Here is an 11,507-nt window from a genome sequence, read left to right as displayed (position 1 = left end):
CTTGGGGGTTGTAGTATAGACGCGTGTGCAGACACCTCTTTTATGGGGATTGCCCGCCAGAGCCGGGGTACTCGTCTTCTTCACAACCCTCTTCCTTCCCTTGCGCACCAGCTGATTTATCGTGGGCATGCCCGTTATCCTTCCATCCCGTTGCCCTGCCTAATCCTTCGCGACAGCAACTTTTTCCTTCTTTTCCTTTTTGGGCTCTTCCACCAAAACCTCTTCCTCTTCACCAATTCTCTTGACCAGCGGATGTTTGAAATCCTTGAAGTAGGTCCCCGCGGGAATCAATCGGCCCAGAATCACGTTCTCCTTCAAGCCCAGAAGATAGTCTGTCTTACCCGCGGCTGCAGCATCGGTAAGAACACGGGTGGTCTCCTGAAATGAAGCGGCAGAAATGAAACTCTCAGTATTGAGAGAGGCCCGGGTGATTCCCAGCAGGAGGGGACGAAATGTGGCCGGCTTGGTCTTACGCGTCTTGGCGGCAGTCTTTCCCTCTTCCTTCAACTGCTTGTTTGTCTCTGTCACCTCAGCTTTCTCCTCCAGCGTATCAGCCTCGTATCCTGAATCCCCCGGTTCCGCTACAACCACCATCTTTGAAATCCGTCCGTTTTCTTTGAACAGATCGTGCCTGTTGACCCTGTCCGCTGGAAGAAACCTGGTGTCACCGGGATCGTCCACCTCCAGTTTCTGCATCATTTGACGAACAATGACCTCGATATGCTTATCATTGATCCGGACTCCTTGCAAACGATAGACTTCCTGAATCTCGTTCACGAGATACTCCTGTACCCGCTCAGCTCCGAGAATGTTGAGAATGTCCTTGGGGGAAATGGCACCTTCGCACAGTCTGTCACCGGCACTGACCCGATCTCCTTCGTGGACAATCACATGTCGCCCGTAGGGAATCGTGTATTTCTTCTTTTCATCATGAGCACCTTCTACGAGAATCTCCCGAATCCCTCTTTTTGTTTTACCGAACCTGGTAATTCCATCGATTTCCGTCACCGCGGCAGGCTCCTTCGGGATTCTTGCCTCGAAAAGTTCGGCAACGCGGGGCAATCCTCCCGTAATGTCTCGGGTCTTCCCGATATCCTTCGCTATCTTCACCACAATTGAGCCTGCCTGGACTTTCTGTCCATCCTGAACCATAAGAACCGCCTTGACCGGTAGGATGGTGCCCCCCGAGAGAGTTTTGCCTGTACCGTCAACGATATCCAAGTGGGGCGCCAGCCGGCGATTCTTCGCTTCAGTTGTTACAAACTGCTTCTTTCCTCCCTCGACAGCTTCAACCTGATAGGTTTCCCCTTCAATCATGTCGAGGAATCTGACGTACCCGCCCTGTCTCGCCAGAATGACATCGGTGTAGGGGTCCCAATTGAAAAGCGTCTGGCCAGCCTTCACCCTCTCACCGTCGTTAACCAGTAGATTGGCCCCGTACGGCACGTTGTAATCGATCCCGGCGCCGTCCTTGGCAGGACGGACCTGGATAGTTCCGTTACGCACCAATACCCTCCTCAGCTTGTTCTTGCGGGCCTCTGAACCGGAAGCATCCCCGTCGGAGATGCTGGCGACCTCCAGATTGTCCGAGAATTTGACCACGCCTCCTCGCTTGGTTGTCATCTCTGACCGTTCGATGATCCTGGATGCCGTACCGCCGATGTGAAAGGTGCGGAGAGTCAACTGAGTCCCCGGTTCCCCAATACTCTGTGCCGCAATGATTCCGACAGATGATCCGAGACTGACGATCTTATTTGTATTCAGGTCTATCCCATAACATTGGGCACACACACCTCTCTCCGATTCACATGTCAAGACCGACCGTATGAAAACCTTGATAACGTCCAGTTTTGAAATCTGATCGGCGACCTCGTTGTCCACCAGGGTACCGGCTTTGACTACGACCTTGCCCTCATGATAGACATCCTCCTGGACGGCCCTTCCCCGCACCCGGTCGTGCAGCGTCTCAATGACCTCTTCTCCTTCTTTCAGGTCGGTGATCCAGACGCCGTTAATGGTGCCACAGTCCGGCTCATTGATAACCACATCCTGGGCCACATCCACCAGTCTTCTCGTCAGATAGCCGGCATCAGCAGTCTTGAGAGCGGTGTCGGCAAGACCTTTTCTCGCTCCGTGGGTGGAAATGAAGTACTCGAGAACGGAGAGTCCCTCTTTGAAATTCGAGGTAATGGGCGATTCGATGATTTCACCCTTTCCGCCCGTCATACTCTTCTTGGGCTTCGCCATGAGTCCTCGCATACCGGCCAACTGCTTAATCTGATCCTGGCTTCCTCGGGCACCTGAATCAGCCATCATGAACACGGGATTGAATCCGCTCTTATCCATTTCCATATGTGTCATCATCTTGGCCGCAACCAGGTTGGTTGCATGGGTCCATACATCGATGACCTTGTTGTATCGTTCACCTTCGGTCAAAACCTGTCTCTGAAACTTCTTGTGAATCTCATCCACCTCCTGGAACGCTTCTGAGATGATGTCATCCTTTTCGTCAGGCACAACGACATCTTCCACCGAAATGGAGACACCGCTCTGTGTCGCGTACTTGAATCCCAGGTCCTTCAAATCATCGAGGAATTGGACGGTTCGATAGTTTCCCGACTCCAGATAGGCCTTGTATATGATGTCTTCGAGTTTCTGCTTATTGATGGTAATGTCGATATAGTTGTGTCCCTCAGGCACAACCGAATTGAAAATAGCTCGACCGACGGTCGTCTCATTGTGCCATTCGCCGTCAACCCTGATGTTGATGATTGCATGCAGGCCCACTGCACTGTTCTCGTAAGCCAGCATTACTTCATCGACTCCGGAAAAGGCTTTTCCCTCACCCAGGTCACCTTTCTTCGGCTTCGTCAGATAGTGACAGCCAAGAACCATGTCCTGCGAGGGAATGGCGATGGGAAAACCGTGAGCGGGGTGAAGAATATTGTGACTCGAGAGCATGAGCATTCTGGCCTCGGTCTGCGCCTCTACCGAGAGGGGGATGTGCACGGCCATCTGATCCCCATCGAAGTCGGCATTAAATGCGGCACAAACGAGCGGGTGAATCTGAATCGCCTTCCCGTCTACGAGAACGGGTTGAAATGCCTGAATACCAAGTCGATGCAGAGTGGGAGCACGATTCAGGAGGATGGGATGATCGTTGATAACGTAGTCAAGAATTTCGTATACCTCCGGCGATTTCCCTTCGACGATCAACTTGGCGCTGCGAGGGGTCTTTGCATAACCCCGGGCAATCAATTCGCATATGAGGTGAGGCTTGAACAATTCGAGGGCCATGTCCTTGGGCAAACCGCACTCGCTGAGGTGCAGTTCCGGCCCGACGACAATCACGGAGCGACCGGAATAATCGACTCTTTTGCCCAGGAGATTTTGACGGAAGCGTCCCTGCTTTCCTCTCAGCATGTCACTCAGGCTCTTGAGAGGGCGCCGGGTACCACTACTCACCGCCGTTCCGCGACGGGCGTTGTCGAAAAGCGTATCCACCGCTTCCTGAAGCATACGTTTCTCATTTCTCAAGATGACATCCGGCGCCTTTATCTCGATCAACTGCTTCAAACGGTTGTTACGAATAATGACACGCCGGTAAAGATCGTTGAGATCACTGGCGGCAAACCTGCCGCCCTCGAGTGGCACGAGTGGTCTCAATTCCGGGGGAATAACAGGCAGAACCGTGATGACCATCCATTCGGGCCGATTCAATCGTTTCTTGTCGGGGGATGGATAAAATGATTTGACCACTTTCAGACGCTTCAGGGCATCGGATCTGCGTTGTTTGGACCTGGACGTTTTGATGGTATGCTCAAGATCCTTTATCGTATTAGGAATATCCAGATTGACCAGAGCATCGCGAAGGGCGGTCCCACCCATGGCGGCATAAAACCAGTTTTCTTCCTCGTAATCTTCCTCGGATACCGCGTTCCTCCCATGCTTGGCCTCCAATTCCTGATACTCCTCCTCCTCGATCAGATCCAGCGGTTTCTTTTCAGAGGCACCTGGATTGACAACCAGATATGCCTCATAGTAGATGATCCGTTCGAGATCTCTCGTGGGGATTCCCAGAAGGTGACTCAGTTTGCCAGGAACAGATCGAAGATACCAGATATGCACAACGGGCACTGCCAGGGTGATATGGCCCATTCTTTCTCTCCGGACTCGTTTGCGGGTAACCTCGACGCCACAGCGGTCACAGATAATCCCACGGTACCGGATACCTTTATACTTGCCGCAGTGACATTCATAGTCCTTAACCGGCCCGAAGATTTTTTCGCAAAAAAGACCGTCCTTTTCGGGCTTGTAAGAACGGTAGTTGATCGTTTCCGGTTTCAGAACTTCACCGTACGAGCGCCTCAGGAGCTCCTCGGGAGATGAAAGTCCAATGGATACCGCTGAGAAATCGGTACCCCGGTCGGTTCTGGGTGGTTTTATGTAGACCACTTAATTCTCCTCCCCCTCAATGGTGCAGTTGCACATCGACGCCAAGACCTTGCAGTTCCTTGACGAGGACGTTGAACGATTCAGGGATTCCGAATGAGGGAATATTATCCCCCCTCACGATGGCGTTATACACCTTCGATCGGCCTTCCACATCATCCGACTTCCCCGTCAGAATTTCCTGGAGCGTGTGGCTGGCCCCGTAGGCCTCCAGTGCCCAGACCTCCATTTCTCCAAACCGCTGTCCGCCGAACTGAGCCTTTCCGCCCAGCGGCTGCTGGGTGATCAATGAATAGGGCCCTGTGGAACGGGCATGCATTTTGTCTTCAACCATGTGGTTCAGTTTCATCATGTAAATATATCCGACCATCACGGGGTAGTCGAACTTCATCCCGGTTCGACCGTCCCGCAAAAAGGTTTTGCAGTTAGCGGGAATTCCCGCCTTTTTTAGTTCCTCGGATACCTGCTCAGGTGTGGCTCCATCGAAAGGAGGGGACTCGTACCGCACCCCCAATACCTTCCCGGCCCAGCCGAGCATGCTTTCGTACAATTGCCCCAGGTTCATGCGGGAAGGGACACCCAGAGGATTCAGAATGATGTCCACAGGGGTACCATCGCCAAGGAAAGGCATATCCTCTTCGGGCACCACAGTGGCCACCACACCTTTGTTGCCGTGACGACCGGCCATCTTGTCCCCCATCTGGACCTTTCGCTTGTTCGCGATGTAGACTTTGGCAAGTTTCGAGACTCCAGGCTGGAGTTCATCACCCACCTGAAGCTTGTAGATCTCCCTATCCAGTTTCTCCTCGCATCGACGCCACTCCCGGTTGAAAGAGTTCCAGACCTGCTGGATCTGAATCCAGACTTTCTTTTCCGTGACCCAATGACTCTCCCGAGAGATACGCTCGAGATCGAGACCCTCCAGCCGCTTGGCCGTGAGTCGAGTGGATGCTTTGATTATGGTCTTACCGGTGGCGAGATTTCTCAGACCCGCCGATGTTTCGTTTTCCATGAGCTGAACCAGCTTTTCATCTCGCTTCTTCTTCAGCCGCCTCTTTTCCCGACGAGTCTCTTCCTGTAATCTTTCAATAACCTTTTTCTCTTCGGCCCGGGACGATTTGGTTTTCCGTTCAAACAATTGTGTTCTGATCACGACCCCATTGATACCCGGTTCCGCACGTCGGGAAGCGTCTTTGACTTCACCCGCCTTTTCACCGAAAATGGCTCTGAGAAGTTTCTCCTCGGGCGTGGGATCCGTCTCTCCCTTTGGAGTCACTTTTCCGATAAGGATATCCCCGGCCTGAACGCGAGCACCCGAGCGTACGATTCCGCTTCCGTCCAAATCCTTCGTTGCCTGTTCGCTCACACTGGGGATTTCCCGGGTCAGCTCCTCCTCACCCCGCTTCGTGTCCCTTACTTCGAGCTCCACTTCGGAAATATGGATGGAGGTAAACGTATCATTCCTTACCAATCTTTCACTGATGACAATAGCATCCTCGAAGTTATATCCCCTCCACGGCATAAAGGCCACCAGAACATTTTGCCCCAATGCCAACTCCCCATTCTCCGTGGCGGGGCCATCGGCCAAGATATCGCCCGCGGACACGGTGTCTCCCTTGCGGACGGTGGGACGATGGTTCATACAGGTATCCTGATTGGTTCGAGAGTATTTCGTGAGATCAACCCGAACTCGGTTCTCCTCGGGTGATATGGCAATATCGTCCGGGATCTCGTCGGTGCGAATAATAATGGCCTTGGAATCGACGCTCACGACCACACCCGACACGGGGGAAGGGAGGCTCGTGAGGGAATCCCGGGATACGTCTTTCTCAATCCCCGTGCCCACGATAGGACTTTCCGGGTCCACAAGGGGTACTGCCTGCCGCTGCATATTTGATCCCATGAGCGCCCGGTTGGCATCGTCGTGTTCAAGAAAAGGAATGAGAGACGCTGCCACGCTGAGAATTTGATGAGGGGCCACGTCCATGTATTGTACTTCTTCAGGGCCCACAATTGGGAAGTCACCCCGAATTCGCACCCGAAGCTTCTCTTTACCGATCTTGCCGCCATTCTTGTCAACGGCCTTCGCCTGAGCAATCATGGAACGATCCTCGTCCTCCGCAGACAGGTACCTTATCTTGTTCGTTACCACTGCGCCCTCCGCCTTCTGTTCAACCACCCGGTAAGGGGCTTCAATGAAACCCAACTCATTGACTTTGGCGTGGTTTGCCAGAGAGGAAATGAGACCGATGTTGGGTCCCTCAGGGGTTTCAATGGGACAAAGACGGCCGTAGTGAGTGTAGTGGACGTCCCGCACTTCGAAGCCGGCGCGCTCACGCGTCATCCCCCCCGGTCCCAATGCCGAAACTCTTCGCTTGTGAGTAATCTCTGCAAGAGGATTCGTCTGATCCATGAACTGGCTCAACTGACTGGTGCCGAAAAAGGAATTGATGACCGTTGTCACAATTCGGGAATTAATGAGATCCTGAGGTGTTAGACTTTCCGCTTCCCTCAAGTTCATCCTTTCCCTGATGGTGCGTGACATGCGATTGAGGGCAACGGAAAACTGGTTGGTCAATTGCTCTCCCACCGTTTTCATCCGCCGGTTACCAAGATGATCAATATCGTCCGGCCCCCTCTCTCCCATGCGCATCTCGATCAGATGTTCGATAACCCGGATCAGATCATCCGTAGTCAGTACCGTGTGATCCAAAGAAACATCAAGATTGAACTGCTTGTTCAACCGATACCTTCCCACCTTACCCAAGTCATACCGCTTGGGACTGAAAAACATTCTCTCAATAAACTTCTGAGCCGTCTCAAGATTTGGCGGTTCTCCAGACCTCAGATGCTGATACAGGAGGCGAAGCGCCTCTTCCGTGTTGTTAGTGGGATCCTTCTCCATTGTGTTCCTCAGGAGTTCGGCAGCCAGGGTCACACTGGGTTCAACGTATTCAACCGACTTGACGCGCGCTTTCTTCAGATTCTCCAAGACCTCATCGGTCACCGTCGTGTGCGCTTCCGCAATGATCTCGCCCGTTTCCATGTCCACCACGTCCGCCACCAGAACGTTATCCTGGAGTTTTTTCTTCCCTTTCGCGTCGAAGTTGGTTTTTGCCACCAGTTTGAAGGCACGGAAAATGTCGACATCATTCGAAAAACCGAGAGCTCTCAAGAGGGTGGTAACGGGGAATTTTCTCCTTCTGTCAATTATGACGTAGATACAATCCCGAATATCGGTAGTGAAATCGATCCAGGAGCCGCGAAACGGAATGACCCTCGCTTGATAGAGTTTTGTCCCATTGGGGTGAGTGTGCTCATCAAAGAAGACGCCCGGCGAGCGCTGAAGCTGACTCACGATTACTCGCTCCGCCCCGTTGATGACAAAGGTCCCTCTGTCTGTCATGAAGGGAATGTTCCCGAAATAGACGTCCTGTTCAATGCTGTGAGCATACTTGGAACGGTCGTACTCATCCGTGATGTGCAGGATGAGTCTAACTTTAAGGGGAACAGCATACGTGACGCCTCTCTCGTGACACTCCCGGGGACTGTATTTGGGCAGCCCGAAATAGTAGCTCTTATACTCCAGGACGTAGTTGCGGTGAGTGTCTTCAATGGGAAAGGTATTGGAGAAGACCTCTTCCAGGCCAAAAGGCAACCGCTCTTCCTCAAGCACTTCCCTCTGCATAAAATGGTCAAAGGATTCCAGTTGAACCGACAACAGGTTCGGCATTTCCACCACGCTCGACAAACGCGAGAAGGAAATTCTCTCAGATTTCTTGTCTAATTTTGTCGACAAAATGATGCCCTCCTACAAGATCATCTCCTGAATGTCATTATGGTCATGAGACAGTCCCTTATTTCAATTCTACGGTGGCCCCTGCCTCTTCGAGTTTCTTTTTCATCTCTTCGGCCTCTTCATTGTTGACTCCTTCACGGACGGATTTGGGGGCGCCGTCCACCAGGTCTTTGGCTTCCTTGAGGCCCAACTCGGTGAGGCTTCGAACCACTTTGATAACCTGGATTTTCTTCTCTCCAGCCGCCGTGAGAACGACGTCGAAGGAGCTCTTCTCCTCCCCGGCCGTTTTATCGGTATTGGCAGCGGTACCCGCCGGGGCTACAGCCACCGGGGCGGCCGCGGACACTCCAAACTTTTCTTCAATCTCCTTGATCAGCTCGGAGATTTCGAGCATATTTGCCTTTTCCAGGTATTTCATGACATTGGCGCGTGATACTTCAGCCATTTCTTCATCTCCTCCTAGGTGTCTATGATGGTCCCGCCTTTTTCAGCTTTCCAAGTGTCTGAATCAAAACGACAATTTGACTCTTAAGCATTACAGCCAGTCCGGTCAAGGGCGAAGACAGTCCGGTTACGAGTTGGACGAACAACTGCTCCCTCGCCGGGAGCTGCGAAATCTTCCCGAAGGAAGCGGTATCCATTACCTCCCCCTCAATAATGAAAGCCTTGATCCTAGGAAGATCATGGGAATCCTTGAATCGCCTCAGGATTCTGGCAGGGGAGACCGGGTCAACGTAACTGAATGCGATGGCCGTTGGACCTTCAAATATATCTTCAACGCCCTTAAGTCCCGCGTTGTCCGCTGACCTTCGAGCGAGTGTATTCTTCACGACTGTGAGTTCCACTTCCTCTTCGCGGCATTTCCTCCTCAGTTCAGTCATGTCCGCCACGTTGAGCCCAAGATAGTCGGCGAAGTAGATTCCCTTTGCACCCTGGAATTTGTCCTGAATACTCGCGACCGCGTCCTGTTTTTTCTGAGTCGGCACAGGATTCTCAAACCAACGTGGATTTGTCAATTTTCACTCCGGGACCCATACTGGAAGAGACGGTCACTTTCCTTAGATAGGCCCCCTTGACAGAACTGGGTCTCACATCCATCAACGTCGATATGACCCATTTCAGGTTTTCACTCAGATGATCCGCCTCGAAGGAAACCTTCCCGATAGGAGCGTGGATTATCCCGAAACGGTCAACCCTCAGCTCGATCCGACCGCCCTTGATCTCTTTCACAGCGCTCGCCACGTCATCGGTCACCGTACCACTCTTGGGATTGGGCATCAACCCCTTCGGGCCAAGAATCCTTCCAAGTTTGCCCAACTTTGGCATCATGGATGGCTCTGCCACAATCACGTCAACTTCATCCCAGCCGCTTTCCAGTTTCTGGATGAATTCCTCGCCGCCCACGAAATCGGTTCCGGCGTCTTCCGCACCTTTGGCCCGGGGACCCGTTGCCAAAACGAGCACTCTGACCTCTTTCCCGGTCCCGTGGGGGAGGGCGGCGGTCACACGGACATTCTGATCCGCATGGCGAGGGTCCACACCTAGATTGACTGCCACCTGAACCGTTTCATCAAATTGGGCTCCCGCTACATCTTTCAGCAGTGACATAGCGTCCGAAACAGAGTACTCTCTTAGCCTGTCAATTTTTTCCAGAGCGGATCGATATTTTTTCCCGCGTTTCATAAAATGAGATCCTACTGAACTTCTATCCCCATGCTCCTCGCGGTACCACGAATCATCTCAACAGCCGATTCCACTGAGTAGGCGTTCAAATCAGACATCTTAGTCCTGGCGATGCGCACCAGGTCTTCTTCCGTTACCTTTCCCACCTTTTCGCGGTTCGGTTCCCCCGACCCCTTTTCCACGCCGGCCGCCTGTTTCAGCAGCACGGAGGCGGGAGGCGTTTTGGTGATGAAAGTAAACGACCGGTTTTCAAACACCGTGATCACAACGGGTATGACCGTGCCCATATTATCCTTCGTTTTTTCATTGAAAGCCTTGCAGAAATCCATAATGTTGACGCCATGCTGCCCAAGAGCAGGCCCAACAGGAGGGGCAGGATTTGCCTGTCCTCCCTGAATCTGTAACTTGATTTTCGTCAGCTCTTTTTTCGCCATGGTAGGGACCCTATTTCTCGTGCTCCACCTGAAGAAAATCGAGTTCTACCGGTGTGGCCCGGCCAAAAATCGATACCGTCACCTTTACCTTCTGCTTCTCCTCATTGACTTCTTGAACAAATCCTGAAAAATCGATAAATGGACCGTCAGTTACTTTCACAGCGTCCCCAACTTTGAATTTGGCAGCCAGCACTTCCCGGCCATCCTTGGTTTCCACTTCACCAAGAATTCTTTTGACTTCCTCGGGCTTGAGAGGTTCCGGTTCCCCCTTGGGGCCTACAAAACTGATGATCCCCGGGATGTTTTCCACAAAATGTCTCGTCTGGTGATTCAAGTTCATCTTTAAGAGGACGTATCCGGGGTAGAATACCTTGTTCCTGACCACCTTTTTCCCACTCCTCATCTCCACAACGTTTTCAGAGGGTACGAGCGCTTCCTCAATCTGATTCCCATTGTCGTCTTCTCCCATATCCATCAGTAGCGCGTCACGAATCCTCTTTTCCTTTCCGGAAAGAACTCTGATACTGAACCAGTCCATTCTACAGAATCACCTTCAGGATCCTTGAAAGGACAAAGTCCACGACAAACAGAAACATGCTGAGAAACAGTGAGAGGCCCAGAACGACAACCGTCGAACCGCGCAACTCCTCCCATGTTGGCCACGACACCTTTTTCATTTCAAATTGCACGCCGTTAAAAAACTGTCCTATCTTCCGTATCACGTTGACTTGGAGGAGACTTCACACACCGCACGGGGGAGTTCCAATATCCGTGTGGCGCAGCCCGTTGCAGGAGCGGCAGGACTTGAACCCGCAACCGCCGGTTTTGGAGACCGGTGCTCTACCAATTGAGCTACGCTCCTAAACTCATCTTTGGGAAAGCCAACCATCGCTGCCTATCTTGTTTCCTTGTGGGGTGTGTGGTTTCTGCACCAGGGACAATATTTCTTGTACGTCACTCTATCCGGATGGAGCTGGCGATTCTTTGATGTTGTGTAGTTTCGCCGGCGACATTCCGGACACTCAAGAATAAGAAGATCTCTCTTGCTCTTTCCCGCCAAGATTTACTCAATGACCTTGGTCACAACGCCGGCACCCACCGTGCGACCACCTTCACGTATGGCAAACCTCAACTCCTTC

Annotated in this window: 11 protein-coding genes and 1 tRNA gene; all 12 read right to left on the bottom strand. The window is 52.3% G+C overall.

What is annotated here, in order from left to right; translation table 11 throughout:
- On the bottom strand, window positions 1-129 hold a 129-nt coding region (locus tag V3U24_10830; GenBank protein MEE9167937.1), incomplete at its 3' end, for a 30S ribosomal protein S12.
- Window positions 130-159: 30 nt separating this feature from the next.
- Window positions 160-4,455, bottom strand: a complete 4,296-nt coding sequence (gene rpoC / locus V3U24_10825; protein ID MEE9167936.1) for a DNA-directed RNA polymerase subunit beta' — start codon at window positions 4,453-4,455, stop codon at window positions 160-162.
- 16 nt (window positions 4,456-4,471) lie between these two features.
- Complete coding sequence (rpoB, locus tag V3U24_10820; GenBank protein MEE9167935.1) at window positions 4,472-8,251, bottom strand: DNA-directed RNA polymerase subunit beta; 3,780 nt, start codon at window positions 8,249-8,251, stop codon at window positions 4,472-4,474.
- Window positions 8,252-8,309: 58 nt separating this feature from the next.
- The gene (gene rplL, locus V3U24_10815; protein MEE9167934.1) at window positions 8,310-8,696 is read right to left on the bottom strand and encodes a 50S ribosomal protein L7/L12; all 387 of its coding nucleotides are present in this window, start codon (window positions 8,694-8,696) and stop codon (window positions 8,310-8,312) included.
- Between the two features lie 22 nt (window positions 8,697-8,718).
- Window positions 8,719-9,237, bottom strand: a complete 519-nt coding sequence (gene rplJ / locus V3U24_10810) for a 50S ribosomal protein L10 (protein MEE9167933.1) — start codon at window positions 9,235-9,237, stop codon at window positions 8,719-8,721.
- 7 nt (window positions 9,238-9,244) lie between these two features.
- Entirely contained in the window at window positions 9,245-9,934 is a 690-nt protein-coding gene (rplA, locus tag V3U24_10805; protein ID MEE9167932.1) for a 50S ribosomal protein L1, read from the bottom strand.
- An 11-nt stretch (window positions 9,935-9,945) separates the two neighbouring features.
- On the bottom strand, window positions 9,946-10,368 hold the full coding sequence (gene rplK / locus V3U24_10800; GenBank protein ID MEE9167931.1) for a 50S ribosomal protein L11: 423 nt from the start codon (window positions 10,366-10,368) through the stop codon (window positions 9,946-9,948).
- Between the two features lie 10 nt (window positions 10,369-10,378).
- Window positions 10,379-10,906: a transcription termination/antitermination protein NusG gene (gene nusG, locus V3U24_10795; protein MEE9167930.1), complete on the bottom strand. Its 528-nt coding sequence runs from the start codon at window positions 10,904-10,906 to the stop codon at window positions 10,379-10,381.
- A gap of 1 nt (window position 10,907) precedes the next feature.
- Window positions 10,908-11,090: a preprotein translocase subunit SecE gene (secE, locus tag V3U24_10790; protein MEE9167929.1), complete on the bottom strand. Its 183-nt coding sequence runs from the start codon at window positions 11,088-11,090 to the stop codon at window positions 10,908-10,910.
- A 67-nt stretch (window positions 11,091-11,157) separates the two neighbouring features.
- A tRNA-Trp gene (locus V3U24_10785) sits at window positions 11,158-11,230 on the bottom strand.
- Between the two features lie 33 nt (window positions 11,231-11,263).
- Window positions 11,264-11,428 (bottom strand): 50S ribosomal protein L33, encoded by a 165-nt coding sequence (rpmG, locus tag V3U24_10780; GenBank protein MEE9167928.1) that lies wholly within the window; start codon window positions 11,426-11,428, stop codon window positions 11,264-11,266.
- A gap of 3 nt (window positions 11,429-11,431) precedes the next feature.
- The coding region (locus V3U24_10775; GenBank protein ID MEE9167927.1) for an elongation factor Tu at window positions 11,432-11,507 on the bottom strand (76 nt) is incomplete at its 5' end.

It is taken from the genome of Candidatus Neomarinimicrobiota bacterium, from assembly GCA_036476315.1.
Lineage (GTDB): Bacteria > Fidelibacterota > Marinisomatia > Marinisomatales > S15-B10 > JAZGBI01.
Note: the sequence above shows the minus strand (reverse complement) of the source record. Positions and strands in the feature narration are given on the sequence as shown.

Coding starts and splice junctions, on each gene's coding strand:
- nusG (MEE9167930.1), bottom strand. CDS start 10,906: ATGGACTGGTTCAGTATCAGAGTTCTTTCCGGAAAGGAAAAGAGGATT.
- rplA (MEE9167932.1), bottom strand. CDS start 9,934: ATGAAACGCGGGAAAAAATATCGATCCGCTCTGGAAAAAATTGACAGG.
- rplK (MEE9167931.1), bottom strand. CDS start 10,368: ATGGCGAAAAAAGAGCTGACGAAAATCAAGTTACAGATTCAGGGAGGA.
- rplL (MEE9167934.1), bottom strand. CDS start 8,696: ATGGCTGAAGTATCACGCGCCAATGTCATGAAATACCTGGAAAAGGCA.